General features: G+C 69.0%; 25 protein-coding genes and 1 riboswitch. Of the genes, 19 read left to right on the plus strand and 6 right to left on the minus strand.

Annotated features, from left to right (window positions below; all coding sequences use genetic code 11):
* Positions 1 to 9: 9 nt before the first annotated feature.
* From EK403_RS05520 to EK403_RS05540, 5 genes are all read right to left on the minus strand, one after another.
* A complete protein-coding gene (locus tag EK403_RS05520; protein ID WP_128776512.1) occupies positions 10 to 816 on the minus strand; it encodes a hypothetical protein in 807 nt (268 codons plus the stop codon).
* 213 nt (positions 817 to 1,029) lie between these two features.
* Positions 1,030 to 1,899: an SMP-30/gluconolactonase/LRE family protein gene (locus tag EK403_RS05525; RefSeq protein WP_128776513.1), complete on the minus strand. Its 870-nt coding sequence runs from the start codon at positions 1,897 to 1,899 to the stop codon at positions 1,030 to 1,032.
* Between the two features lie 195 nt (positions 1,900 to 2,094).
* Positions 2,095 to 2,694: a HupE/UreJ family protein gene (locus EK403_RS05530; RefSeq protein ID WP_128776514.1), complete on the minus strand. Its 600-nt coding sequence runs from the start codon at positions 2,692 to 2,694 to the stop codon at positions 2,095 to 2,097.
* A 30-nt stretch (positions 2,695 to 2,724) separates the two neighbouring features.
* Entirely contained in the window at positions 2,725 to 3,255 is a 531-nt protein-coding gene (locus tag EK403_RS05535) for a hypothetical protein (RefSeq protein WP_128776515.1), read from the minus strand.
* A 23-nt stretch (positions 3,256 to 3,278) separates the two neighbouring features.
* Positions 3,279 to 4,484, minus strand: a complete 1,206-nt coding sequence (locus EK403_RS05540; RefSeq protein WP_128776516.1) for an agmatinase family protein — start codon at positions 4,482 to 4,484, stop codon at positions 3,279 to 3,281.
* Between the two features lie 110 nt (positions 4,485 to 4,594).
* A riboswitch (guanidine-I (ykkC/yxkD leader) is annotated at positions 4,595 to 4,704 on the minus strand.
* Between the two features lie 259 nt (positions 4,705 to 4,963).
* On the opposite strand from EK403_RS05540, the gene urtA reads away from it, so the two are divergent.
* From urtA to EK403_RS05625, 19 genes are all read left to right on the plus strand, one after another.
* Positions 4,964 to 6,250: an urea ABC transporter substrate-binding protein gene (urtA, locus tag EK403_RS05545; protein WP_428979574.1), complete on the plus strand. Its 1,287-nt coding sequence runs from the start codon at positions 4,964 to 4,966 to the stop codon at positions 6,248 to 6,250.
* A 144-nt stretch (positions 6,251 to 6,394) separates the two neighbouring features.
* Entirely contained in the window at positions 6,395 to 8,020 is a 1,626-nt protein-coding gene (gene urtB, locus EK403_RS05550; RefSeq protein ID WP_128776518.1) for an urea ABC transporter permease subunit UrtB, read from the plus strand.
* A 169-nt stretch (positions 8,021 to 8,189) separates the two neighbouring features.
* Positions 8,190 to 9,335, plus strand: coding sequence for an urea ABC transporter permease subunit UrtC (gene urtC, locus EK403_RS05555; protein WP_128776519.1), 1,146 nt, complete (start codon positions 8,190 to 8,192; stop codon positions 9,333 to 9,335).
* A 4-nt stretch (positions 9,336 to 9,339) separates the two neighbouring features.
* Positions 9,340 to 10,098 carry an urea ABC transporter ATP-binding protein UrtD gene (gene urtD / locus EK403_RS05560; RefSeq protein WP_128776520.1) on the plus strand — a complete coding sequence of 253 codons (759 nt, stop codon included), beginning with the start codon at positions 9,340 to 9,342 and terminating at the stop codon, positions 10,096 to 10,098.
* Positions 10,099 to 10,267: 169 nt separating this feature from the next.
* Positions 10,268 to 10,963, plus strand: coding sequence for an urea ABC transporter ATP-binding subunit UrtE (gene urtE, locus EK403_RS05565; RefSeq protein ID WP_128776521.1), 696 nt, complete (start codon positions 10,268 to 10,270; stop codon positions 10,961 to 10,963).
* Between the two features lie 82 nt (positions 10,964 to 11,045).
* The gene (locus tag EK403_RS05570; protein WP_245479529.1) at positions 11,046 to 11,912 is read left to right on the plus strand and encodes an urease accessory protein UreD; all 867 of its coding nucleotides are present in this window, start codon (positions 11,046 to 11,048) and stop codon (positions 11,910 to 11,912) included.
* Positions 11,912 to 12,532: an urease subunit gamma gene (locus EK403_RS05575; RefSeq protein WP_128776523.1), complete on the plus strand. Its 621-nt coding sequence runs from the start codon at positions 11,912 to 11,914 to the stop codon at positions 12,530 to 12,532. Before EK403_RS05570 ends, EK403_RS05575 begins: the two co-directional genes overlap by 1 nt.
* A gap of 16 nt (positions 12,533 to 12,548) precedes the next feature.
* Positions 12,549 to 13,079, plus strand: coding sequence for a hypothetical protein (locus tag EK403_RS05580; protein WP_128776524.1), 531 nt, complete (start codon positions 12,549 to 12,551; stop codon positions 13,077 to 13,079).
* A 9-nt stretch (positions 13,080 to 13,088) separates the two neighbouring features.
* Complete coding sequence (gene ureC, locus EK403_RS05585; protein ID WP_128776525.1) at positions 13,089 to 14,801, plus strand: urease subunit alpha; 1,713 nt, start codon at positions 13,089 to 13,091, stop codon at positions 14,799 to 14,801.
* A 151-nt stretch (positions 14,802 to 14,952) separates the two neighbouring features.
* Positions 14,953 to 15,399 (plus strand): urease accessory protein UreE, encoded by a 447-nt coding sequence (locus EK403_RS05590; RefSeq protein ID WP_128776526.1) that lies wholly within the window; start codon positions 14,953 to 14,955, stop codon positions 15,397 to 15,399.
* Positions 15,392 to 16,066, plus strand: a complete 675-nt coding sequence (locus tag EK403_RS05595; RefSeq protein ID WP_128776527.1) for an urease accessory protein UreF — start codon at positions 15,392 to 15,394, stop codon at positions 16,064 to 16,066. The genes EK403_RS05590 and EK403_RS05595 overlap by 8 nt, the downstream gene beginning before the upstream one ends.
* Positions 16,063 to 16,683, plus strand: coding sequence for an urease accessory protein UreG (gene ureG / locus EK403_RS05600; protein ID WP_128776528.1), 621 nt, complete (start codon positions 16,063 to 16,065; stop codon positions 16,681 to 16,683). The genes EK403_RS05595 and ureG overlap by 4 nt, the downstream gene beginning before the upstream one ends.
* Before the next feature lie 132 nt (positions 16,684 to 16,815).
* Positions 16,816 to 16,974: a hypothetical protein gene (locus EK403_RS22225; RefSeq protein WP_164919504.1), complete on the plus strand. Its 159-nt coding sequence runs from the start codon at positions 16,816 to 16,818 to the stop codon at positions 16,972 to 16,974.
* A gap of 89 nt (positions 16,975 to 17,063) precedes the next feature.
* Positions 17,064 to 17,228, plus strand: a complete 165-nt coding sequence (locus tag EK403_RS22230) for a hypothetical protein (protein ID WP_164919505.1) — start codon at positions 17,064 to 17,066, stop codon at positions 17,226 to 17,228.
* Positions 17,229 to 17,454: 226 nt separating this feature from the next.
* Positions 17,455 to 18,258: a transporter substrate-binding domain-containing protein gene (locus EK403_RS05605; RefSeq protein WP_128776529.1), complete on the plus strand. Its 804-nt coding sequence runs from the start codon at positions 17,455 to 17,457 to the stop codon at positions 18,256 to 18,258.
* 118 nt (positions 18,259 to 18,376) lie between these two features.
* Positions 18,377 to 19,138: an amino acid ABC transporter permease gene (locus EK403_RS05610; RefSeq protein ID WP_128776530.1), complete on the plus strand. Its 762-nt coding sequence runs from the start codon at positions 18,377 to 18,379 to the stop codon at positions 19,136 to 19,138.
* A 29-nt stretch (positions 19,139 to 19,167) separates the two neighbouring features.
* Positions 19,168 to 20,025 (plus strand): amino acid ABC transporter permease, encoded by an 858-nt coding sequence (locus EK403_RS05615; RefSeq protein WP_128776703.1) that lies wholly within the window; start codon positions 19,168 to 19,170, stop codon positions 20,023 to 20,025.
* Between the two features lie 20 nt (positions 20,026 to 20,045).
* Entirely contained in the window at positions 20,046 to 20,822 is a 777-nt protein-coding gene (locus tag EK403_RS05620) for an amino acid ABC transporter ATP-binding protein (RefSeq protein WP_128776531.1), read from the plus strand.
* A gap of 226 nt (positions 20,823 to 21,048) precedes the next feature.
* Positions 21,049 to 21,531 (plus strand): hypothetical protein, encoded by a 483-nt coding sequence (locus EK403_RS05625; RefSeq protein WP_128776532.1) that lies wholly within the window; start codon positions 21,049 to 21,051, stop codon positions 21,529 to 21,531.
* Here the strand turns inward: EK403_RS05625 and EK403_RS05630 are convergent.
* Positions 21,521 to 24,571: AAA family ATPase (locus tag EK403_RS05630; protein WP_164919506.1), on the minus strand; the 3,051-nt coding region annotated here is incomplete at its 5' end. The two genes, EK403_RS05625 and EK403_RS05630, sit on opposite strands and share 11 nt — an antisense overlap.

A 24,571-nucleotide genomic window follows, 5' to 3' on the forward strand; every position in this document is an offset into this window, starting at 1 on the left:
AAGCCCGGTTCAGCAGTGCACGACGAGGCGGAACGGCGCATTGTCATAGTTGCGTCCGAACTCGGTGTACGCAAGCATTCGAACGCCGATCTGCGCCCATCCGCGTGGGAATTCCACAGACGTGTCGATGAACGCTGTCGTGTCGACGCCGTCGACTGTCAGAATTGGGATACAATTTCTGACGTCACGATCAAATGTTATGCGATACCCTCCAAGCAGAATGCGCTCCGCGTTCAAGACTCGGCTGGTGCCCGCTAGGATCTGCCCTTCGGCGCCGATATGGGCGACGAGTTGCGGCGCGTAATAACCAGTAATCGTTCCCTTGGCGCCTGCCGCCTTGCGCGAGAAAAGGCCGAGCCTGCCCGCCCCAAGCGGAGCCGTCACCCCGGAGCTGACCGAGGTCGATTCCAGATAGACCATCGACTCCGCGTCGGGCTTCGCGGCGCCTGCGGCGAACGCCGTGAAGTGGCCGTCGGCCGCCGGGTGGACCGCCGTCAGTTGAAGCGCGACCGCCGCCGCGGACGCCGGCACGCCGCATCCGTTGGCCTGGCCGCCCTGCGTGTCGAACCCGGTCGTGCCGGTGATCTGGAAGTTGCGCGTCTTGTTGGCGCGGATGCGCCCGCCCGCGCCGGGCGCTTCGGTGTCAAAGGCCCGGCACGGCGTGATCGGCGTGTAGATCAGTTCCGGCCCCGGCGACTGCGCCGCTGCCGACGTCGCGGCGAACACGGCCGACGTCATGACGAACGATGCGAAAAGTCCTCGCGAGAGCATTGGCGGCCCCTGACCGGAACGTTCAAGAATTGGATTGTCGCGCATGACGTCAAGCGACGCATTCGTAGAACCACTTACCATCTCGATTCGAGCGCGAAACGTGCAGTCAACAAGTAGAGAGGGATGTCGGTCGACCCGCGCCTCAGTCGGGCCGACTCGCCACACGCGCTTTTCCGCCCGCCGAAGACGCCGACGTTTCCAAGGCGGTCTTCTCAGGACCGCGGAATGACGTCCACGCCGTTCCCGGGGGCCGCCCGGTCAGGGAATCCGGAACGCCAGCAGCTTCCCCGCCTTGTTGAGCGGCACGAAGGCTGTGCGGCTCGCCGGATCGAAACTCAGATCCGCGCTCCCCGGCGGCAGTTCGGCGAGAACCTCGAAGGAGCCCTTCGCGTCGATCAGATAAAGCGGCCCCTTCAGATAGTCGGTCGCGAGATATTTGCCGCCGCCGAGCGCGACCAGCCCGTCGAGCGCGCCGACCGGCGAGCCGTCGCCGAGGTCGCGCGCGGTCTCGCCCGACAGCGGGGCCTCGACGAGGTTGCCGGGAACGGCCGCCTGCCCGTCCGAGGGCGGCTTGCCGAAGCCCGCCACGATCATGCCGTCGCCTTCCACCGTGAGCCCGTTCGGTCCCTTGAGCGCGTCATGCTTCAGCCAGGGCTTCATCTCGCCGCCCTGCAGGGTCCAGATCGTGTTGGTCATGGTGTCGGAGACGAAGACGCGGCCCGCAGGATCGGACGCGACGTCGTTCAGAAAGATCGCGCCCGGCACGGGGTGGCGCGCGACGATCCTGGCCGAGGCGATTTCGATCTCGACCAGCTGGTCGATGTCCGCGACATAGAGCTTGCCGCCGGACAGCGCGAGGCCCTTGGGCGCGTCGAGGCCCGTGACCCAGTCGGCCTCGACCATCTTGCCGTCGGGCGAGACCTTCGAGATCGCCCCGACGCCGTCCTTGGCCCGCATGTCGCCGACGACTTCGCTGACATAGATCACCCCGCCGGAGGCGTCGAAGAGCGCGGACTCCGGCTGCCTGAGGCCGTCGAGCTCCCAGAGCTTCTGCGGTTCGGCCGCCGCGGGACCGGCCGCGACGGCGGCGCCCGCGAGGATCGAGGCGGCGACGAGGAGGGCGCGCATGGATCTTGCTCCGGCTCGTGGACAGGAGCCCGCCATATAAGGCGCGGCCTCCGCAGCGGACGTGCCGCCGCGCAAGCCTCCGGGGCGCCCCGCGCACGATCCGACCGCCGTTCCACGGCCCGCGAGGCCACGCGGATGATCGAGCTCGCGGGGCCGGCGCGGTCTATGTCCGCCGCGTGGTCTTCAAGTGACCGGTCAGATCGCCCCAACCAGGATCGCGACCCCCGCGAGGCTCGCGGCTGCGCCGGCGAGACGAGCGATCATCGGCCCTCTCGCCTCGCTGACGCGCCCGATCAGGAAGCCGACGCCGACGCCGACGGCGTGGAGGGCGGCGGTGGCCAGCAGGAAGCCCGCCGCATAGGCGGCGCCGTCCGCGGTCTCGGGCATTTCCGCGCCATGGGCGTGGCCATGAAAGACCGCGAACACGCCGACCAGCGCCGTCGCGACGGCGACCGGCGCCTTGACGCCGAACGCCACCGCCGCGCCCAGGGCCACGATCGACAGCGCGATGCCGGTCTCGACGAACGGCCCCTCGACGCCCGCGACGCCGAGCGCGCCGCCGAGCGCCATCACGAGCACGAAGGTCGCGGGCACGAGCCAGACCGCCCTCCCGCCGAGCCGCCAGGCGAAGAGGCCGACCATCACCATCGCGAGCACATGGTCGAGGCCGCCGATCGGATGACCGAAGCCGGCCGTGAAGCCGACCGCGTCGCCGTGGCCGACATGGGCGAAGGCCGCGCCCGGCAGGAGCGCGAAGGCGGCCGCAAGGGCGGGACGGAGAAGACGGAGCGTCATGGGGCGGTTCTCCCGGAATGCGGCGCGGCGTCAGCCGGCGGATGTCTCGAACGAGGCGGCGCCGGAGCGGTCGGCGAGCGCCCGGACGGCTGCGAAATCAAGGCGCTGCACGGCGTTTCCGTCGTGATACAGGAAGGAGAGGCGCCGCCGCCGCGAGGCCATCTTGGCGGGCAGCGGATCGTATCGCATCGCGCCGCCGCCGATCAGCGGCGCGACCGAGCCGACATCCACCATCGTCTCGGTCTCGACCCTCAGGAGATGGAGCCGGCGGCCGTCCGGCGCCTCGCCCACGAAGGGCACGCCCGCGACGCGCAGGAAGCTCGTGACGTCGGTCGCCGTCGTGAACGCCTCCACGAAGGCCGCCTCGACCAGGTCGAGGTCGTGCTCGTGCGGCGCGTCGTCGGGATGCGCATGGTCGTGCGGCAGATGCGGCGTCTGCCACTGGACGGCCTTCGCGTGCGGCTGGTTGTGGCCGTGATGGTGATGATGGCCGGGATGGTGACCGTTCTTGGCGCGCGGACCGCCGCCGAACCCCTCGTCATGGTCGTGACCGAGATGCATGGCCGAAGTCTCCCTTCAGGGCCTCAGTAGCTCACCGGCTTGTCGATGATGGACTTGTGCTTGCCGAGCGTGCCGTGCGCGACCATCGAGCCGAGCGCCTCGACGATGACTCGGACGCCGAACAGCGCGGTGATGTCGGAGGTGTCGTAGGGCGGCGAGACCTCCACGACCTCGAGGCCGCAGAGCCCCGGCGCGCAGACCAGGCCGAGGATCTTCAGCGCCTCGCGCGGCAGGAAGCCGCCGGGCTCCGGCCAGCCGGTGCCCGGCACGAAGCCGCAGTCGATCGAATCCACGTCGAACGAGATGTAGACCGCGTCGGTCCCCTCCCAGGCGAGGTCGAGCGCGATCTCGGCGGTCTTCTCCAGCCCGTATTTCTCGATGTCCTCGATGGTCAGCACGTTTGTGTCGCGCCGGCGCGCCTCGGACACGCCGTAGCGCGGCACCTGCCAGCCGCCGATGCCGAGTTGCACGAGGTTCCTAGGGGACACGTTTGGCAGGTTCGTCGCCCAGAACCACGGCGTGGTGTGCATCCGCTCGTCCAGGTCCTTCTCCTGGATGTCGATGTGCCGGTCGAAATGGATGATGCCGATCTTCTTCGAGGTGCATTCCGCGATGCCGCGCACGCAGGGGAAGCCGATCGAATGGTCGCCGCCGATCATCACCGGCAGCGCGCCCGACGAGGCGACGTGCGCGACGCCGCGGGTGATCTGGTCGAAGCTCTTTTCGAGATTGGCCGGCAGGCAGAACACGTCGCCGGCGTCGCACAGCGTCATCTGCTCCCGCAGGTCCACGCCCATTTCGTAATTGTAGGGGGTGTAGAGCGCCGAGATGCGGCGCACGCCCTGCGGCCCGAAGCGCGTTCCGGGCCGGTAGGTTGTGCCGCTGTCGAACGGGATGCCGAGCACCGCGGCGTCGTACTTCCCGACGTCGCGCACGTTCTCGACATAGGGCGCCTTCATGAAGGTGTTGATGCCGGCGAAATGCGGAAGCTCGCCGCGCGCGAAGGTCGGGATCGTCTTGTCGGTGATGGAGTCGGCGCCGGGCAGGCCCATGTCGAGCGCCCATTGCTGCTCCTTCCGCCACATGGTCTCGGGCAGGCGGCCTTCGGCGTCGAGCGCCTTCCAGCCCTGCGTGTCCATCTTGGAGAAGTCGGGATGGTGGGCGCGCAGGCGCCCCTTCGACGGCGCGAGGCCTGCGGCGCGGCGGCGGCGGCGAGGCGAAAAGGTCATTCGGCAGGCTCCTCGGGTCTCGTCCGTGCGCCCGAGATGGGCGGACGTTCGGTTTCGGGAGCTCGCCGCGCGCAAGGGAGGTCGGTCCGCGGCGGCGAACCCGTGCAGTGACCTCCCGGGATTTTGCCCCGCCGTGTCTCCCCGCCTGGCGAGCGGGGAGCGCGTCTCTCGGACCAGCGCCGGCTCTTGCGAACCGGCCGGAACCCTAGACGCGCTGCACCGCGCCACCGCAGCAAGCGGCGAGGCCCGGGTCAAGCCCAAAGGTCGCGCGGCCAAGGAGACCCTTACAGGTAATTGGACACCTCATATCTGCTTAATTCGTCATCTCACGCCCAGATATGCATAACATTTATGCACCTGATCGATTGATGACCGGCCCTCGAGGACTTGAAACGGCTCTGCCTCTCCAAGTGGCGCCGCGCTTGCCTGCTATCGCAGGATGGGCGCGACGGCGCCCCAATCCATCAGGGGAGATGGCAATGAAAAAATTCTTCCGGGGCGCTCTGATCGCCGGCGCGTTCGCCGCCGCCGCGATCACGGCGGCGCCCGCCCGCGCCGAGGAGACCATCAAGATCGGCATCCTCCATTCGCTTTCCGGCACCATGGCGATCAGCGAGACCACGCTGAAGGACGCCATGCTCATGCTGATCGAGGAGCAGAACAAGAAGGGCGGCGTGCTGGGCAAGAAGCTCGAGCCGGTCGTGGTCGACCCGGCCTCCAACTGGCCCCTGTTCGCCGAGAAGGCCCGCGAGCTGATCTCGAACCAGAAGGTCGCAGTCGTGTTCGGCTGCTGGACCTCGGTCAGCCGCAAATCCGTCCTGCCGGTCTTCAAGGAGCTCGACAGCGTGCTGTTCTACCCGGTCCAGTATGAGGGCGAGGAGAGCGAGCGGAACGTGTTCTACACCGGCGCCGCGCCCAACCAGCAGGCGATCCCGGCCGTCGACTACCTGATGAAGGAAGAGGGAGTGCAGCGCTGGGTGCTGGCCGGCACCGACTACGTTTATCCGCGCACCACCAACAAGATCCTCGAGGCCTATCTCAAAGACAAGGGCGTGGCGCAGGAGGACATCCTGATCAACTACACGCCGTTCGGCCATTCCGACTGGCAGACGATCGTCTCCGACATCAAGAAGTTCGGCTCCACGGGCAAGAAGACCGCGGTGGTCTCGACGATCAACGGCGACGCCAACGTGCCGTTCTACAAGGAGCTCGGCAACCAGGGCATCAAGGCGACCGACATCCCGGTGGTGGCGTTCTCGGTCGGCGAAGAGGAGCTCGCCGGCATCGACACCAAGCCGCTGGTCGGACACCTCGCGGCCTGGAACTACTTCCAGAGCGTCGACACGCCGGACAACAAGGCGTTCATCGAGAAGTGGCAGGCCTTCACCAAAAACCCGAAGCGCGTCACCAACGACCCGATGGAGGCCCACTACATCGGCTTCAACATGTGGGTGAAGGCCGCCGAGAAGGCCGGCTCCGTCGAGCCCGACAAGGTGATCGACGCGCTGCCCGGCATCGAGCAGGCGAACCTGACGGGCGGCGTCTCCAAGATGCTGCCGAACCACCACATCACCAAGCCGGTGCTGATCGGCGAGATCAAGGACGACGGGCAGTTCGACGTCGTGGAGAAGACCGACGACCTGGTGCCCGGCGACGCCTGGTCGGACTTCCTGCCCGGCTCCAAGGACCTCGAGGCCGACTGGGTGGCCAAGAAGTGCGGCAACTTCAACACCAAGACAGGCAAGTGCGGCGGCCAGGGCAGCTGAGTTTCAGCCGCTCCCGCGCATGAGCCCCAGCGGAGGGCGGCGACTCCTCCCCGCCGCCCTCCGCGCCCAATGCGGCCAAGCCGCCGACAGACGCTCCGGCAGGCTGAGCCCCGCCGGTCCTCCGCGACACAACCTGGCCCACCCATGCGATTGATCGGACTTCGCGGCGCGACGCTCGGGCTGCTCATCGCCATCGCGACGCTCCTCGGCGGGCCGGCGTCGCCGGCCTCGGCCGACCCCGTCGACGACGCGCTCGCCCGCTTCGCGGCGGACAAATATGACGAGACCGACAAGGCGATCGAAGGCCTGGTGGCCGCGAGCGCCCAGAACGGCCAGGCGATCTTCGAGGCGATGAGCGCCGGCCGACTGCTCTACGATCCGGAGAGCAAAACGGTCCTGATCAAGGACGCGGGCGGCGCGCTCGTGCTCGCCAAGACCGGCGACCCCGCGCCGCAGGCGCTCGCCGCCAAGCCTCTGAAAACGGTTCGCCTCAACAACCGCGTGCGGCGCTCTCTCGAGGCCGCCTCCGGCGCCTTCGCGCTGCAGGCCCCGGACCCGCAGAAGCGCATCGGCGCGGCGCGCGCGATCTTCAAGACCCGCGAGCCGACCGCGCTTCCGGCGATCGAGGCGGCGCTCGCCAAGGAGAAGGACGCAAGCGCCAAGCAGGCGCTCGAGGCCGCGAAAGCCGCCATCATCCTGGCCAGGCAGGACGCCCCCGAAGCCGACCGGATCGCGGCCGCCGACATCGTGGCGGCCGTAGGCGACCAGGACGCGCTCGCGGCGCTCCGCACGCTGCCGGCAAATACGCCCCCCGCCGTCAAGCAGGCGGCCGAGGCCGGCGTCGCCTCGATCGAGCGCTGGCTCGGCGTCGCCAATGTCGTCCAGGACGTGACCTACGGCGTCTCGCTCGGCTCCGTGCTGCTGCTCGCCGCGATCGGGCTCGCCATCACGTTCGGCGTCATGGGCGTCATCAACATGGCGCATGGCGAGATGGTGATGATCGGCGCCTATGCGACCTTCCTGACGCAAGGGTTCATCCGAGACTACGTCCCGGCGCTCTCTGGCGCCTCGCTGATCCTCGCGATCCCGGTCGCCTTCCTGGTCGCGGGCGCGGTCGGGGTGCTGATCGAGCGCACGGTGATCCGCTTCCTCTATGGCCGCCCGCTCGAGACGCTGCTCGCGACCTGGGGCGTCAGCCTCATCCTGCAGCAGGCGGTGCGCTCGGTGTTCGGACCGACCAACCGCGAGGTCCAGACGCCCGAATGGCTGCAGGGCTCGGTGTCTTTCCTCGGCGTGTCGCTGACCTGGAACCGCATCGCCATCGTGCTGTTCGCGATGGCCGTGTTCTTCGCGCTGATGCTGCTCCTGAAGCGCACCAGTCTCGGCCTCCGGGTCCGGGCGGTCACGCAGAACCGGCGCATGGCGGCCTCGATGGGCATCCGCACGCCCTGGGTCGACGCCATGACCTTCGGGCTCGGCTCCGGCGTCGCCGGCATCGCCGGCGTTGCGCTCAGCCAGATCGACAACGTCTCGCCCAATCTCGGGCAGAGCTACATCATCGACAGTTTCCTGGTCGTGGTGTTCGGCGGCGTCGGCAATCTCTGGGGCACGCTGGTCGGCGCGCTGTCGATCGGCGTCGCAAACAAGCTGCTCGAGCCGTTCGCGGGCGCGGTGCTCGGCAAGATCATCCTGCTGGTCGCCATCATCCTGTTCATCCAGAAGAAGCCCCGCGGCCTGTTCGCGCTCAAGGGCCGGGCGGTGGAGGCGTGAGGCAGACCGAAGAGCGCAGACGCCATGTCCCGGCCTTGAGCCGGGACCCATTCGCGCATCGTGATGCAGGAAAGAACTGCGCGCCGCCTAGAGCGTCCTTCGACCTTGGCGGATATGGGTCCCGGCTCTCCGCTTCGCTGCGGCCGGGACATGGCGGGGAGCCTCGCCCATGAGCCGCTACCGCTTCCTCGACGGCGCGGGGATGATCTTCCTCGCCGTCGTGCTCGCCATGGCGGCGCTGATCCCCGCCTCGAACCTGCTGCTGCCGCCGGACTCCTGGCTCCATGTGCCGGACCACATGGTGCCGCTGCTCGGCAAGTACCTCGCCTTCGCGATGCTCGCGCTCGCGCTCGACCTGGTGTGGGGCTATTGCGGGATCCTGTCGCTCGGCCATGGCGCGTTCTTCGCGCTCGGCGGCTACGCGATGGGCATGTACCTGATGCGCCAGATCGGGCCGCGCGGCGTCTACGGCAATCCGGTCCTGCCGGACTTCATGGTGTTCCTGAACTGGACCGAGCTGCCGTGGTTCTGGCTCGGCTTCGACCATTTCTGGTTCGCGCTCCTGATGGTCGTGCTCGTCCCCGGGGCGCTGGCCTTCTGCTTCGGCTGGCTCGCCTTCCGCTCGCGCGTCACCGGCGTCTACCTCTCGATCATCACCCAGGCGCTGACCTTCGCGCTGATGCTCGCCTTCTTCCGCAACGACATGGGGTTCGGGGGCAACAACGGCCTCACCGACTTCAAGGACATCCTCGGCTTCCCCGTGCAGGCGCAGGGCACCCGCGCGGCGCTGTTCGCGCTCACCGCGTTCGCGCTCGCGGGCAGCTATCTGCTGTCGCGCTGGGTCGTGACCTCGAAGCTCGGCAAGGTCGTGGTCGCGATCCGCGACGCCGAGAGCCGCTCGCGCTTCATCGGCTACCGGGTCGAGCACTACAAGCTCGTGGTGTTCACGCTGTCGGCGATGCTCGCAGGGATCGCCGGGGCGCTCTACGTGCCGCAGGTCGGCATCATCAACCCGTCGGAATTCGCGCCCGCCAACTCGATCGAGGCGGTGATCTGGGTCGCGGTCGGCGGCCGCGGCACGCTGGTCGGCGCAGCGCTTGGCGCTTTCCTGGTCAACGCCGGCAAGACCTGGTTCACGGGCGTTCTGCCCTCGATGTGGCTGTTCGCGCTCGGCGGCCTGTTCGTGCTGACCACGCTGCTGCTGCCGAAGGGAGTGGTCGGGCTGATCACCGACCTCTTCGGGATCAGGCGGAAGTCCGAGCTGCCGGCCCCGACGGCGCCGGCCGCGCCCGCCAAAGCTGCGCCTGCGGAGTGAGTTGATGGCGATCGGCGGACTGACCACCAACGCGCTGCTCTATCTCGACAACGTCTCGGTGACGTTCGACGGCTTCCGGGCGCTGAACGCGCTGTCGCTGTCGATCGACGCGCAGGAGATGCGCGCCATCATCGGCCCGAACGGCGCCGGCAAGACCACGATGATGGACGTGATCACCGGCAAGACGCGCCCCAACCAGGGCGTCGCGGTGTTCGAGGCGAGCCACGACCTGACCAAGCTCGACGAGGCCTCGATCGCCGAGCTCGGCATCGGCCGCAAGTTCCAGACCCCGACCGTGTTCGAGATGCACACCGTCGAGGACAACATCCTGCTCGCGCTGAAGACCGACCGCCGGCCTTTCCCCACACTGTTCTCGAAGCGCACCAAGGCCGAGAAGGAGCGCATCGACGCCCTGCTGGAGCGCGTGCGCCTCACCGGCAGCCGCGACCGCAAGGCGGGCGAACTCAGCCATGGCCAGAAGCAGTGGCTCGAGATCGGCATGCTGCTCGCCCAGGAGCCGAAGCTGCTGCTGGTCGACGAGCCGGCCGCCGGCATGACCGACCAGGAGACCGCCGACACCGCCGACCTCCTGCGCGAGATCGCCAAGACCGCCTCGGTCGTCGTGGTCGAGCACGACATGGTCTTCGTGCGGGATCTGGGCGTGAAGGTCACCTGTCTGCACGAGGGCTCGGTGCTGGCCGAAGGCTCGCTCGACGCGGTGTCGACCAATGAACGCGTCGTCGAAGTCTATCTGGGGCGGTGAGGATGCGAGGCGGCGACCGAGTGCGTGCTTCGAGACGGCGCTGCGCGCCTCCTCAGCATGAGGAACGTTTGAGTTTCCTCGCTTCCTCAACGGTCCTCATGCTGAGGAGCGGCGGCGAAGCCGGCGCGTCTCGAAGCACGCAGTCCGGCCGTGAGCGGAGGTCTCTCCCATGCTGAGCGTCGAGGACGTCTCGCTCTATTACGGCTCGTCCCGCGCGCTGCGCGGGGTCTCGGTGACGGCCGCGGCCGGCGAGGTCACCTGCGTGCTCGGCCGCAACGGCGTCGGCAAGAGCTCGCTCTTGCGCGCCATCACCGGCCAGCGGCCGATCTCGGGCGGGCGCATCACGCTCGAGGGCAAGGAGATCGACGGCTTGAGGCCCTACGACCGCGCGGCGCTCGGCGTGGCCTATGTCCCGCAGGGCCGCGAGATCTTCCCGCTGCTCACCGTGAAGGAAAATCTCGAAACCGGCTTCGCGCCGCTGAAGCGCAAGGACAGGTCGATCCCCGAGGACGTGTTTGACCTCTTCCCGGTGCTGAAGTCGATGCTCGGGCGGCGCGGCGGCGATCTTTCGGGCGGCCAGCAGCAGCAGCTCGCGATCGGTCGGGCGCTGGTCACGCGGCCGAAGCTGCTGGTGCTCGACGAGCCGACCGAGGGCATCCAGCCGTCGATCATCAAGGACATCGGCCGCGCCATCCGCTACCTCAGGGACAAGGGCACCATGGCCATCGTGCTGGTCGAGCAGTATTTCGACTTCGCGCAGGAGCTCGCGGACCGGTTCATCGTCATGGAGCGAGGCGAGGTGGTCGAATCCGGCGACGCCAAGGCGCTCGAGGGGGACGATGTCCGTCAGCGCCTGCATTTCTGAACCGATCGACGGAAAGGCGAGCGATCCTCGCCCGTCATGCCCGCGCGAAGCGCGGGTATCCACGACTTCGTCGACCCCGCCCGTGACAACAAAAATCGTGGATACCCAGCCTTTGGCCGGGCATGACGGCGAGGATGCGGCGCCCGCCCTCCGCAGACAGCGCGCGGAGGGGCGGATCGCTCTGCGCGTCGAGGCCCGCGGCGGCCTGCCCCGCGTGACGCGCCTGGCCGAGAGCGGCTCGTCGCGGCTGCGATTCCCGAAGGCCGAGCACGGGCTAGACGGCGTGATGCTCAACATCGCGGGCGGCCTCGCCTGCGGCGACCGGATGTCCGTCGAGGCAGAGGTCGGGCCGGGCGCGGCGCTCGCGCTCTCCACCCCCGGCGCCGAGCGCGTCTACCGCTCCGACGGACCTGACACGCGGGTTTCCACCCGCCTCGCCGTCGAGGCCGGCGGCGCGGTCGTCTGGGCGCCGCAGGAGACTATTTTGTTCGACCGCGCCCGGCTCGCCCGCACGCTGGACGCCGAGGTCGCGCCGGACGCGGCCCTAACGGTCTATGAGGCGGTCGCCTTCGGCCGGCAGGCGCGCGGCGAGACCGTCGAACACGGGCTGATCGAGGACCGCTGGCGCGTCCGCCGTGGTGGTCGTCTGGTTTTTGCCGAGACGCTTCGGCTCTTCGGACCGATCCGGGACCTGCTCGCCAAGGGAACCGTCGCGGGCGGCGCGACCTCTCTCGCCACCATCTTGCATGTCGCGCCGGACGCCGAGGCGCGGCTCGACGCGGTCCGCGAGGTTCTCGCGGGCCACGACGTCGAGGCCGGCGCCACGGCCTGGAACGGCGTTTTGGTCGTGCGTATGCTCGCCCGCCTGTCGGAGGCGCTGCGCGACGCCGCGCGCGCCGTGCTGCCGATCCTGATCGGCCGCCCCCTCCCCCGCGTCTGGACCTGCTGATGAACCTCACGCCTCGCGAAAAGGACAAGCTGCTGATCGCGATGGCCGCGATCGTCGCGAGGAGCCGCCTCGCCCGCGGGGTGAAGCTCAACCATCCAGAGGCGATCGCGCTGATCACCGATTTCGTGGTCGAGGGCGCGCGAGACGGACGGACAGTGGCGGAGCTGATGGAGGCGGGCGCGGGCGTTCTCGCCGCCGACCAGGTGATGGACGGAGTCCCGGAGATGATCCACGACATCCAGGTCGAGGCGACGTTCCCGGACGGCACCAAGCTCGTCACGGTGCATCACCCGATCCGCGGCGAGGCCTCGTCGGTCGCGGCCGGCGAGGTCGTCACGCCGCCAGGCGACATCGAACTCAACGCCGGCGCCGAGACCGTCACAGTCACGGTCGCCAACACCGGCGACCGGCCGATCCAGGTCGGCAGCCACTACCATTTCTTCGAGACCAACCCGGCGCTGGAGTTCGACCGCGCGGCCGTCCGCGGCATGCGGCTCGACATCGCCTCCGGCACCGCCGTGCGCTTCGAGCCGGGCCAGACCCGCACTGTGACGCTCGTGCCGTTCTCGGGCACGCGGAAGGTGTTCGGCTTCCGCCAGGACGTGATGGGCGAGCTATAGCTTCAACGAGGCTCCGATGGAGTTTGGCGACGGAATTTCCATCGTAGCGCTCATTGTTTCGTTGGTTGCAGCCTGGTTCGCGTGGCATCAACAGCAGGCGTCGTTCCGTCTAGCGTGGTATGAGCAAGTCGTTACTTGGGCACGTGAATGCGTCCGTACATTCTCCGGAGCGCATGAGTTGCTGTCCATAACCGCCAGCGACGCAGAGGAGGTGAACAAGCGCAAATTGATACTGATGGAGTCTTTTAGTAGCCTTATAGATGAAGGTAGATTTATCTTCGAAAATGACAAGACGGCAGAATTAGGCGCATCAAAACCATACGCCTACATAGGCATACGCCCAGACGTTCTAGACTACTTGGTAGGCGCATATATTTCTCTCAAGGAATTTGATGCACAGAATGTTATAGATCGGGAAAGAACACGTAATTATATTATCGATCTCAAACGCCACTTTGTATCAGATGTCGTTCAAGTAATAGAGCCAAACTGGTTCTCACGTCGGGCAAAGACTACACCAAAGAACTCAAAAATCACGCGAATCTAAGGTAAAACCATGCCCGCCAGGATCTCCCGCGCCGCCTATGCGGACATGTTCGGGCCGACGACCGGAGACCGCATCCGGCTCGCCGACACGACGCTGATCATCGAGGTCGAGCGGGACTTCACCATTTATGGTGAGGAGGTGAAGTTCGGCGGCGGCAAGACGATCCGCGACGGCATGGGGCAGAGCCAGCACACGCGAGCGCAAGGGGCGGTCGACACGGTCATCACCAACGCCGTGGTGCTCGACCATTCCGGCGTCTTCAAATGCGACATCGGCATTTTGGGCGGCCATATCGTCAAGCTCGGCAAGGCCGGCAATCCGGACGTCCAGCCCGGCGTCGACATCGTGGTCGGGCCCGGCACCGAGGTGATCGCCGGCGAAGGCAAGATCGTCACGGCCGGCGGCTTCGACAGCCACATCCACTTCATCTGCCCGCAGCAGATCGAGGAGGCGCTGAACTCCGGCGTCACCTCCATGCTCGGCGGCGGCACGGGGCCTGCGACCGGCACCAACGCCACCACCTGCACGCCCGGCCCCTGGCACCTCGCCCGGATGATCGAGGCCGCCGACGCCTTCCCGATGAATCTGGGCTTCGCGGGCAAGGGCAACGCCTCGCTACCGGCAGGGCTCGAGGAGCAGGTCCGCGGCGGCGCCTGCGCATTAAAACTTCACGAGGACTGGGGCACGACGCCGGCCGCGATCGACTGCTGCCTTTCGGTCGCGGACGCGCTCGACGTCCAGGTGATGATCCACTCGGACACGCTGAACGAGAGCGGCTTCGTCGAGGACACGATCGCGGCCTTCAAGGACCGCACGATCCACGCCTTCCACACCGAGGGCGCCGGCGGCGGCCACGCGCCCGACATCATGAAGGTGGCGGGGCTCGCCAACGTGCTGCCCTCCTCCACCAACCCGACGCGGCCCTATACGCGCAACACCATCGACGAGCATCTCGACATGCTGATGGTGTGCCACCACCTCGACCCGTCGATTCCCGAGGACCTCGCTTTCGCGGAGAGCCGCATCCGCAAGGAGACGATCGCGGCCGAGGACATCCTGCACGATCTCGGCGCGCTCTCGATGATGTCCTCCGACAGCCAGGCGATGGGCCGCGTCGGCGAGGTGATCATCCGCACCTGGCAGACCGCCGACAAGATGAAGCGGCAGCGCGGCGCGCTGCCGGGCGAGACCGGCGACAACGACAATCTCCGCGCCCGCCGCTACGTCGCGAAATACACCATCAACCCGGCGATCGCGCACGGCGTGTCGCGGCATGTCGGCTCGGTGGAGGCCGGCAAGCTCGCGGACCTCGTGGTCTGGACGCCGGCCTTCTTCGGCGTGAAGCCCGATCTCGTCATCAAGGGCGGCGTGATCGCCGCGGCCCCGATGGGCGACCCCAACGCCTCGATCCCGACGCCGCAGCCGGCGCATTATCGGCCGATGTTCGCGGCCTTCGGCGCTGGGCCGATCGCGACCTCGCTGACTTTCGTGTCGAAGGCCGCGCTCGAGGACGGGCTGCCCGACAAGGTGCTGGCGCGGAAGCCGATGGTCGCGGTCGAGAACGTCCGCGGAGGCATCTCCAAGAAATCCATGGTGCTGAACGACGCGACGCCCGTCATCGAGATCGACGCCGAGACCTACGACGTGCGGGCCGACGGGGAGCTTCTGGTCTGCGAACCGGCCGAGGTGCTGCCGATGGCGCAGCGGTATTTTCTGTTCTGAAGGTTGGGGCAAGGCTGCGTGCTTCGAGACGCGCCTTCGGCGCTCCTCAGCATGAGGAGGACTTGCGCCTGCCATCCTCCACGTTCCTCATGCTGAGGAGCTTCGGCGCGAGCCGAAGCGTCTCGAAGCACGCGAATCGCGTCCGCCAGCCATGACCCGTGCCACCAACGTCGTCCGCCGCCCCGCCGTGAAGCCCGCCGCTGTCGCCGACCGCATCACGCTCGACCACGAGGCGCGCGGGGGCCGGCGGCTCGCCATGACGGCGGATGGCGGCCTCGCCTTCCTGCTCGACCTGCCCCGCCCCATGGGCCTCAACGACGGCGACGCGCTGGCGCTCGAAGACGGGCGATTGATCGAGGTGCGGGCGGCCGAGGAGGAGCTGATCGAGATCACCGCCGCGACGCCGCTGCGGCTCGCCAAGATCGCCTGGCACCTCGGCAACCGCCACACGCCGGCCGAGGTGACCGGAGACGCGATCTATGTCGCGCCCGACCATGTGCTGGTCGAGATGGTGCGGGGCCTGGGGGGCGCCTCACGGCCCGTCAGGCGCCCGTTCCGGCCCGAGCAGGGCGCCTATCACGGCCACGACCATGGGTGACGCCGTCACCCTCCTCGCATGGCTGTCGCCCGCCTTCCCGGTCGGCGGCTACGCCTACAGCCACGGGCTCGAACAGGCGGTCGAGGACGGCGAGGTCTCGGACGAGGCCTCGCTCGAGGCGTGGCTCCGCGACGCGCTCGCGCTCGGCTTCGGCAGGAACGACGCGATCCTGCTGCAGGCGGCGCATCGCGCAGCGGCCGCCGGCGACGCCGCGGCTCTCGCGGAGGTCAACGACCTCGCGCTCGCCTTCGCGCCGACCAAGGAGCTGCATCTCGAGACCAGCCAGCAGGGCCGCAGCTTCCTGGACGCCGTCCGCGCCGCCTGGCCGAACGAGCGGGTCAACGGCGTAGCAATGGCGCTGCCCGGCGCGGTCGCCTATCCGGTCGCGGTCGGGGCCGCGGCGGCCGCGCATGGGATCGACGCGCGCGAGACGGCGGCCGCCTTCCTCGTCGCCGTCGCGCAGGCGCTGGTCTCGGCCGCGGTCCGGCTCGCCCCGATCGGCCAGACGGCCGGCGCGCGGATCGTCGCGCGGCTCGCTCCCCTCGCCCGATCTCTCCCCGACGAGGCGTCGGCGCTGTCCATCGACGATCTCGCCAACGCGACCTTCAGGCTCGATCTCGGCTCCGCCCGCCACGAGACCCAGTACACGAGGCTTTTCCGCTCATGAGCTCTTCGAACGGTCCCTTGCGCGTCGGCGTCGGCGGCCCCGTCGGCTCCGGCAAGACGGCGCTGATGGAGGCGCTCTGCCGGCGCTTCCGCGAGACCTACGAGATCTGCGCCATCACCAACGACATCTACACCAAGGAGGACGCCCGCATCCTGGTCGAGGCCGGCGCGCTGCCGGAGGAGCGCATCATGGGGGTGGAGACCGGCGGCTGCCCGCACACCGCGGTCCGCGAGGACGCCTCCATCAACCTCGCGGCGGTGGCGGAGATGTCGGCGCGCTTCCCCGGCCTCGACCTGATCCTGATCGAGAGCGGCGGCGACAACCTCGCCGCGACCTTCTCGCCGGAGCTCGCCGACGTGACCGTCTACGTCATCGACGTCGCGGGCGGCGAGAAGATTCCGCGCAAGGGCGGGCCCGGCATCACCCGCTCCGACATGCTGGTGGTGAACAAGACCGACCTCGCGCCGATGGTCGGCGCGGATTTGTCGGTGATGGAGGCCGACACGATCCGCATGCGCAAGGGCGGGGCTTACGTATTCGCCAGCGTCCGCAACGGCGAGGGCGTCGACGAGGTCGCGCGCTTCATTGAGCGCGCCGGCGGTCTCGGCCGGGGCTAGCGGCCGGTCGGCGGCGATGCGACGAAGCGGCCCCCGAGCCGCAACCACTGGGCGCGAGGCTCGGCCTCCGCAGTTTCCCGAATGGCGCCCCGGTCACATTTTGTTAACCATGCACGCCCGAAGGGGCGCTTCATGGATTTCTCGTCGGGTCATTTCGCCGGGTCGAACGAGCCGCGGTTCCAGGCGGCGCGGACATTTCTCGCGTATTCAGTATTGCTTACCGGCCTCGTGGGCACGCTCTCGGTCGCGCCGCTCGCGATCTGGGCGCTGACCTCGGTGGGTTTCCGCTGAGGCGACCGCGCGCCGGCTTACGTATCTCTACGTATTGTCGCCTCGGAAGCGTCATCCTCCAATTCCGGCCGCTTCACGGGACCGTCCCCATGGACAGGCTGACGACGATCGGAGCCGAGTTCGCGCGCCAGGCGGGCGGGCGCCGCAACCTCGTCGCCGCGCTGCGCGCCGCGGCGGGCCTGATCGCGCTTTCGCTGTCGATCCTCGCGGCGCCGATCACCCTTTACGTGGCGGCCACGCGGCTCGTCGAGTGATCCGATCGGGCCACCCCGGCGTTCGCGCGAAGACTTCTAAGCGGCGGGTTTTTCCGTCGATTTCGCACAGCATCTGCGCAACCGCAGACGCCTCTTTAGGCGCCGCTCAAAAACCCGGCGCGCACGCTTGACGGCGACTGTCGTTTGGTGCGGCATTGTCATGGAAGCGGGGCCGCGGACGACCGCGGAGGGGGCCAACGCGCACTGACGGTTGAGGAACAATCATATGAAGAAGCTCGTCATCGCCTCCCTCGCGCTGCTCGCGGCGAGCGCGGCGCCCGCCTTGGCGGACCAGATGGACCAGGTCAAGCAGCGGGGCACGCTCATCGTCGGCGTCAAGGCCGACTACAAGCCTTTCGGCTTCCGCGACCCGTCCGGGCAGATCGTCGGCATCGAGCCGGACCTCGCCGCCGACGTCGCCAAGCGCCTGGGCGTCAAGCTCGAGCTGGTGCCGGTCGTGTCCGCCAACCGCATCGAATTCCTGCAGCAGGGCAAGATCGACATCGTCATCGCCACGATGTCGGACAAACCGGAGCGCCGGAAGAGCGTGCTGGCCGTCGATCCGCAGTACTATTCGGACTCGGTCAACATCCTGATGTCCAAGAAGGCCAAGTACACGAAGTGGGAGGACCTCAAGGGCAAGACGCTCTGCGGCACCTCCGGCGCGTTCTACAACAAGGACGTCTCGTCGAAATACGGCGCCGAGGTGAAGGCCTTCGACGGCTCGGAGAAGCCGCTCTTCGCGCTGAAGCAGGGCGAGTGCATCGGCTACCTTTACGATCAGACCTTCATCCAGGGCAAACTCCTCGACAAGGACTGGTCCGAAGGTTACGGCATGCCGCTGCCCGGCATCCTCGAGACGCCGTGGATCATGGCCGTGAAGAACGGAGAAGACGCCTTCGCGAAATACCTGTCCGACGTCACGGTCGACTGGATGAAGTCCGGCGCGATCGTCGACCTCGAGAAGAAATACGGCATCACGCCGACCGACTACGCCAAGCGCATGCATGAGGAGAAGGCGAAGAGCTGACGGGCTCTTGGCCGGGCGGGCCGCGCGGCGGCCCGCCCTTCGTCGTCGCTCACCGCGTCATTGGGAGCTTGGACGTGATGGTCTGTAGGACGCCCGCTTCGCCGGAGCCCGCGCGCTGATGGAAGGCGCCGTCGCCGACTTCGGCCGCTCGCTCTACGAATCCACCGGGATCAACCTGACGATCCTGTATGACGAGTTCGATCAGAAGCGGTTCATCTCGGGTCTCGGGATGACCATCTATCTGAGCTCCCTCAGCCTGATCTTCAGCCTGATCATCGGCATCGTCGGCGCCTGGGCGCAGGGCTCGCCGAGCCGGGTGCTGCGCTATTCGATCAACGGCTTCATCACGGTCTTCCGCAACACGCCGCCGCTGGTCCAGATCTTCTTCTTCTATTTCGGCCTCGGCGCGATCCTGCCGCGCGTCGAGGACGCCGACGGCATGATGGGGCCGCTGTTCACCAATGTGCAGTGGGCGATCTTTTCGCTGTCGCTGTTCGCGGGCGCCTTCAACATCGAAATCTTCCGTTCCGGCATCGAGGCGGTGCCGAACTCCACCAAGGAGGCCGCGACCGCGCTCGGCTACACCCGGCTCGGCACCTATCGGCACATCGTGCTGCCGCTCGCGATCCGGGTCTGCCTGCCGGCGCTCAACAACAACCTCGTCAACCTGCTGAAGACCACCTCGCTCGCCTACGCCATCGCGGTGCCCGAGATCACCTACGTCTCCAAGCAGATCTGGACCGACAGCCAGAACGTCCCGACCATGATGACGCTGCTGCTCATCACCTATGTGTCGCTGGTCGGCGTGCTGGTCTTCGTCATGAATCGGTGGGAGCGCTCGCTCGCGATCCCGGGCTACGGTCAGGGAGGCGGCAAGTGAGCGACGCATTCGCCTCCCCCGGCCGCCCCATGGCCGTGCTGCTGCCGCCGCGCGCGCCGGAGCCGATCGGCTTTCCGCGCCTGACATGGCGCCACGGCCTGTTCTTCGTGGTCGCCGCCGTGCTGATCGCCAGCATGGCGACCGCCCAGACCCCGCCCGCCCAGCCGCCGGCGTCGGCGGCCGAGGCGCTCTCCACGGCGCCCGCCACGCCCTTCTCGGTCATCATCAAATGGTCTCCGCTGCTGCTGAAGGGCTTCGCGTTCAACATCGTGATCTCGATCGCGGCGATGACGCTCGGCACGGTGACGGGCGTGATCCTCGGCCTCGGCCAGATCAGCGTCAACCCGATCGTGCGGAAGGTCTCGTGGTTCCTGACCCAGTTCTTCCGCAATTCGCCCTGGCTGGTGCTGCTGTTCTTCGCAATGTTCATGATCCCGTTCCAGTTCAACATCTTCGGCGTGATCATGCCGTTCCCGGACTGGGTGAAGGCGATCATCGGTTTCGCGCTGCCCGTGATGGCGAATGTGTCGGAACTCCTCCGCGGAGCCATCCGCTCGATCCCGAACGGACAGTGGGAGGCCGCGACCTCGCTCGGCTTCACGCGCACGCAGACGATCTGGCAGATCGTGCTGCCGCAATGCGTGAAGCGCATGCTGCCGCCCTGGATGAACCTCTATTCGCTGATCACCATGGCGACGGTGCTCGCCTCGGTGGTCGGCGTCACCGAGATGCTGACGCTCACGGCCCAGGTCCACGCCGCCGAGGGCGGCCGGCCCGAACTGTTCGCTCCTCTCTACGGCTTCGCGGGCTTCTGCTTCTTCCTCTACTGCTACCCCATCGGTAAGCTGACGCAGCGCCTCGAGCGCCGCTTCAACGTCAAGACCTAAACCCAGCCAGGAGGCTCGATTTGGCGACTGCTCCCACCGCCGACGCCGCCCCGGCCTGGACGCCCGACCAGCCGATCGTCAGCGTCCGCGACGTCCACAAATCCTTCGGCGGCTTCGAGGTGCTGAAAGGCGTCTCGATGGACGTGAAGAAGGGCGAGGCGATCTGCATCATCGGCCCGTCGGGCTCCGGCAAGTCGACGCTGATCCGCTGCATCAACGCGCTGGTCGAGGTCACCAAGGGCTCCATCCTGGTCGAGGGCCAGGAGGTCAACGACCCGAAGCTCGACCAGCTCGCGCTGCGCCGCAAGGTCGGCATGGTGTTCCAGCAGTACAATCTGTTTCCGCACAAGACGGCGCTGCAGAACGTCATGATGGCGCCCATCAACGTGCTGAAGCAGGACAAGCGCGAGGTCGAGGAGCGGGCCCGCAAGCTGATCGCCAAGGTGCGGCTGACCGGCAAGGAGAACTCCTATCCGGGCGAGCTCTCGGGCGGCCAGCAACAGCGCGTGGCGATCGCCCGCTCGCTCTGCATGCGGCCCGACGTCATGCTGTTCGACGAGGTCACGGCCGCACTCGACCCCGAGACGGTCAAGGAGGTGCTGGTCACCATCCGCGAGCTCGCCGAGGAGGGCATGACCTGCATCCTCGTCACCCACGAGATGAAGTTCGCGCGCGACGTCGCGGACCACATCTATTTCACCGACAAGGGCGTCATCGTCGAGCATGCGCCGCCCGCCGAGTTCTTCGACAACGCCAAGGACGAGCGCACCAAGACGTTCCTGGGGCAGATTCTTTAGGGCGGCGTCGCGCCCGAGTGAAGCGTCATCGCCGGGCTTGACCCGGCGATCCATCGCTTCGGAGAGCATCTTCGCTCAGCGATGGAGCCCCGATCAAGTCCGGGCATGACGTCGCGGTTTCGACGCTCCCGGGTTTCGCGCTATGCCGCCGCGGGCAGGCCGAGATCCTGGGCGAACCGCTCCAGCAGCCGTCCGAACCCTGCGCCCGTCGCGGACGTCCCGCCGCATGCTCGACCGCCTGAAACGCGCCGCCTCCATCCCGCTCGCCGCGCTGATCCTCGCCTATGACGCGCTCGACGCTGTCTTCGGCCCGGTCGTCCGGCCGGTCATCGCGGCGCTCGCGCGGCTGCGGCCGTTCCAGCGCATCGGCGCGGCGATCGCGGCGCTGCCGCCCTACGGGGCGCTGGCGGTCTTCGCCGTGCCCTTCGCGATCATCGAGCCGTTCAAGGCGCTCGCGGTCTATTGGATGGCGCACCATCTCGCCTCGGGCCTCGTGGCGCTTGGCGCCGCGCATCTCGGCAGCATCTTCATCTGCGAGCGCATCTTCCACGTCGCGAAGCCGAAGCTGCTGACGATCGGCTGGTTCGCGCGCGGCTACGGCGTTGTCGTCGTGGTGCGGAACCGCGCGCTCGCCTGGGCGCGGGCGACCGCCGCGTGGCGGGCCGCCAAGGCGATCGCCGTCCGCGTCCGCGCGGCCCTCAGGGCCTGAACGGCTCGAGCTCAATCACGTCGGCCTCGTCGCCGAGCGCCCCGCGGGCGGCCTCGACCACGGCGCGATGATGGGTGAACAGGATCGGCTGCGCCCGGCCGCCGATCTCGGCGAGCGCCCTCAATCCCTGCGCAGTGCGGCCGTCGTCGAAGCTCGCGAACAGGTCGTCGGCGATGAAGGGCGGCGCCGCGGCGCGCGACGCGTAATCCTCGACCGCGGCGAGCCGGAGCGCGAGATAGAACTGATCGCGCGTGCCCTCGCTGAGGCCCGGAATCGCGACCTTCTCGCCCGACGCGCGGCGGGCGACGAGACGCGGCTCGTCCTTGTCGTAATCCTCCGCGAAGCCAGAAAAGGCGCCGCCGGTCAGCGTCCCGAACAGGCTCGCCGCGCGATCGAGCGTCGGGTTCCGGTCGGCCGCATGGGCCCGCTCGACCGCGGCGCCGAGCAGCAGTCCGGCGACCTTGAGCACCGCCCATTCGCGCGCCATCGCGCCGAGCGCGGCGCCGGCCGCGCGCTGCTCGGCGGCCGCCCGTTCGGCGTCGGCGCCGCCGAGCGCGTCGCGCCGCCGACGCTCGCGGTCGAGCTCGGCGAACACCTCGCGGTCCTCGACGGCGAGCCGCTCCTCCTCGACCTTGAGCGCCTCGATCGCGGCCGGCGCGGCGTCCGGATCGAAGCCTTCGAGCTCGGCCACGAGGGCGGCCTCGTCGGCGGCCCGGCCGACCTGAAGCAGATGGGCAAGACGCTCGCCAAGCGTCGCCCGCAGGCGCTCTCGCGCCGCGACCCGCGCAAGCAGCTCGCGCAGATCGACGTCCGCCGGAAGTCCGGCGCCGGCCTCCGCGAGTTCGAGCCGCGCGGCGTCGAGCTTGCGACGGGCCTCGGCGTCGCGCGTCGCCGCGTCGGCCCGCCTGCGCCGCGCCTCTCCGCGGCGGGTCTCAGCGTCGCGCGCGGCCGCCGCCCGCTCGTCGAGCCGCCGAAGCGCAGCGTCGGGCGGAAGGTCGCCGAGATCCGGCGCGATCTCCGCGACGAGCCGACCGACGCCATCGGCGAAGGCTTCGGCGTCGCGCCGCATGCCGCGCACGCGGCTGGTCCGGTTCTGGCGCTCGGCGATCAGGCCCGGGGCCTCGCGCCAGGCCTCGAGCGCCGCCTCGGCGGCCGCGAAGGAGACGTCGGCGGGGAGACCGAGCGAAGGCAGCGCCGCCCGCCACCGCATGCGATGGGCCTGGGCGGCGAGCTCCGCGGCCCCCTCTTCCCGCTCGAGCCGCGCGACGCGTTCCTCGAGGTCGGCGATCTGGGCCGCGTCCCTGTCGGCCCGGCTCCATCGCTCGGCGAGGACAGAGAGCCCGCTTCCGATCCGGGCGGCGAGCGCGGCCGCGCCCTCCCCCGGTTCTTCCGCGAGGCCGCAGCCCTGCGCGAGACGCTCCAGCGAGGGACGCAAAGCGGCCTCCACGGCGTCGAGACGGGCGAGCATGGCGCGGCGCTCCTCGTTCTGCTCGCGACGCCCGAACAGCACGAGGAGCTCCCTGCGCCAGCCGTCCATCACCTCGGGAGACGCCGGCGCGACCCCAGAGGCGTCCCACGTCTCGACCCATGCCTGCCCGACGGCTTCGCGCCGCGAGGCGAGTTCGGCGAGGCGCGCGCGGGTGATTTCGGCGGCGCTGGAGAGCTCCATGCGGCGGCCCACGAGCTGGCTGCGGCGCGCCAGCCGGTCGGCGTCCTGGGCCAGCCGGTCGGCCAGCCGGTCGGCCGCCGCCGTCTCGCTGTCGAGGGCGGCGACGTGGTCGCGGAGCTCGTCGGCCGGCAGGGCCGCCGCCCCGAGCAGATGCGCTTTCAGCGGCGTCCAGGCGGCGTCGCGGGCCGCGCGGGCCGCCGCGACCGTCTCCGCCGACGCGATCGGCTCGCCCTCGGCCAGCACGGCTAGCCCGGCCTCCACCCGGACGATCTCGCCGAGGTCCTTGGCGAGCGCCTCGTCCGCGCGCGCGATCTCGGCCGCGAGCCGTTCGTCTTCGCGGCGCGCATGCGCGATCGCCTCCGCGCCGGGCATGGGACGGGTCGCGAGCCGGTCGAGGTCGTCGACCGGCGGCGACAGCCGCGCCGCGGCCTCGGCGAGCCCGCGGGCCTCCCGCCCCGCCTCCGCCGCAAGCTCCTCGCGCCGCTCCAGAGGCTTAAGCCGCGGCTGAAGCGCCGCGAAGGCCTCCTGCAAGGGCCGCGGATCGACGGGTTGCTCCGACCCCCGCTCGGCCCGAAGCTTCTCAAGGCGCGCGCTTTCGCCCTCGAGGGCCTTGCGGCGTTCGGCGCCGGCGCGCGCGAGCTCGCGTCCCTCCTCGACGAGTTCCTTCAGCGCCGCAAGCGAGGCGTCGGCCGGCAGGGCGCGCTCGACAGCCTCCACGTCCGCGAGGCCGAGGCGCGTGGCGAGCCGCGCGAGCTGCTCCGCCAGCCCGTCGGCCTCGCGCTGGACGCGCGGCAGGTCGCGCTGATGCGCGAGATAGGCGCCCGAGAGTTCGACCAGCCCTTTGACCGCCTCCGCGGCCGCAAGCGCCGCGTCGTCGACCGCGGTCGCCGAAAGCTCGGCTTCGGAGCGCGCCAGCGCGTCGGCCGAACGCCCGGCCTCCGCCGCCGCGGCCGCGGCGGCGTCGAGGCGCCGGGCCAGCTCCTCGGCGAGGCGAGGCGCGATCTCGGGCGCGTCGCCACAGGCCGCGAGTTCGCGCCGGGCGGCCTCGACCGACGCCGCCGCGCCATGCGCGAGCTGGAGCCGCTCGACGCGCGCCCGCTCCGTGCGCACCGTCCTAAGCCGGTCCGCGATCGCCGCGCAGCGCGCTTCCAGCGTCTCGATGCCGTCGTTCAGCCTCCGCCAGGCGCTCGCGCCGAGCTCGAGCTCGTGAAGACGCTTCCGGGCGGCGTCGTGGCGGCGGAGCAGGTCGTTGAACGGCTTGGTGCGCGCCTGTGGACTGAACAGCGCGTCCGCCTCCGCATCCAGCGACCGGCGGAGCTCCTCGAGGCCGCGCAGCCCGGAGGACGCGGCGAACAGGCTCCCGCCCCCCCC

This window comes from Hansschlegelia zhihuaiae, from assembly GCF_004103825.1.
Classification (GTDB): Bacteria; Pseudomonadota; Alphaproteobacteria; order Rhizobiales; family Methylopilaceae; genus Methylopila; species Methylopila zhihuaiae.

Excerpts from the sequence above, each read along its gene's own strand:
- EK403_RS05595 (WP_128776527.1), top strand. The coding sequence starts at position 15,392 with ATGGGTGACGCCGTCACCCTCCTCGCATGGCTGTCGCCCGCCTTCCCG.
- EK403_RS05610 (WP_128776530.1), top strand. The coding sequence starts at position 18,377 with ATGGAAGGCGCCGTCGCCGACTTCGGCCGCTCGCTCTACGAATCCACC.
- urtE (WP_128776521.1), top strand. The coding sequence starts at position 10,268 with ATGCTGAGCGTCGAGGACGTCTCGCTCTATTACGGCTCGTCCCGCGCG.
- ureG (WP_128776528.1), top strand. The coding sequence starts at position 16,063 with ATGAGCTCTTCGAACGGTCCCTTGCGCGTCGGCGTCGGCGGCCCCGTC.
- EK403_RS05540 (WP_128776516.1), bottom strand. The coding sequence starts at position 4,484 with ATGACCTTTTCGCCTCGCCGCCGCCGCCGCGCCGCAGGCCTCGCGCCG.
- EK403_RS05590 (WP_128776526.1), top strand. The coding sequence starts at position 14,953 with ATGACCCGTGCCACCAACGTCGTCCGCCGCCCCGCCGTGAAGCCCGCC.
- EK403_RS05535 (WP_128776515.1), bottom strand. The coding sequence starts at position 3,255 with ATGCATCTCGGTCACGACCATGACGAGGGGTTCGGCGGCGGTCCGCGC.
- EK403_RS05625 (WP_128776532.1), top strand. The coding sequence starts at position 21,049 with ATGCTCGACCGCCTGAAACGCGCCGCCTCCATCCCGCTCGCCGCGCTG.
- EK403_RS05615 (WP_128776703.1), top strand. The coding sequence starts at position 19,168 with ATGGCCGTGCTGCTGCCGCCGCGCGCGCCGGAGCCGATCGGCTTTCCG.
- urtA (WP_428979574.1), top strand. The coding sequence starts at position 4,964 with ATGAAAAAATTCTTCCGGGGCGCTCTGATCGCCGGCGCGTTCGCCGCC.
- EK403_RS22230 (WP_164919505.1), top strand. The coding sequence starts at position 17,064 with ATGGACAGGCTGACGACGATCGGAGCCGAGTTCGCGCGCCAGGCGGGC.
- EK403_RS22225 (WP_164919504.1), top strand. The coding sequence starts at position 16,816 with ATGGATTTCTCGTCGGGTCATTTCGCCGGGTCGAACGAGCCGCGGTTC.
- urtD (WP_128776520.1), top strand. The coding sequence starts at position 9,340 with ATGGCGATCGGCGGACTGACCACCAACGCGCTGCTCTATCTCGACAAC.
- EK403_RS05525 (WP_128776513.1), bottom strand. The coding sequence starts at position 1,899 with ATGCGCGCCCTCCTCGTCGCCGCCTCGATCCTCGCGGGCGCCGCCGTC.
- EK403_RS05530 (WP_128776514.1), bottom strand. The coding sequence starts at position 2,694 with ATGACGCTCCGTCTTCTCCGTCCCGCCCTTGCGGCCGCCTTCGCGCTC.
- ureC (WP_128776525.1), top strand. The coding sequence starts at position 13,089 with ATGCCCGCCAGGATCTCCCGCGCCGCCTATGCGGACATGTTCGGGCCG.
- urtC (WP_128776519.1), top strand. The coding sequence starts at position 8,190 with ATGAGCCGCTACCGCTTCCTCGACGGCGCGGGGATGATCTTCCTCGCC.
- EK403_RS05580 (WP_128776524.1), top strand. The coding sequence starts at position 12,549 with ATGGAGTTTGGCGACGGAATTTCCATCGTAGCGCTCATTGTTTCGTTG.
- EK403_RS05605 (WP_128776529.1), top strand. The coding sequence starts at position 17,455 with ATGAAGAAGCTCGTCATCGCCTCCCTCGCGCTGCTCGCGGCGAGCGCG.
- EK403_RS05575 (WP_128776523.1), top strand. The coding sequence starts at position 11,912 with ATGAACCTCACGCCTCGCGAAAAGGACAAGCTGCTGATCGCGATGGCC.
- EK403_RS05520 (WP_128776512.1), bottom strand. The coding sequence starts at position 816 with ATGCGCGACAATCCAATTCTTGAACGTTCCGGTCAGGGGCCGCCAATG.
- urtB (WP_128776518.1), top strand. The coding sequence starts at position 6,395 with ATGCGATTGATCGGACTTCGCGGCGCGACGCTCGGGCTGCTCATCGCC.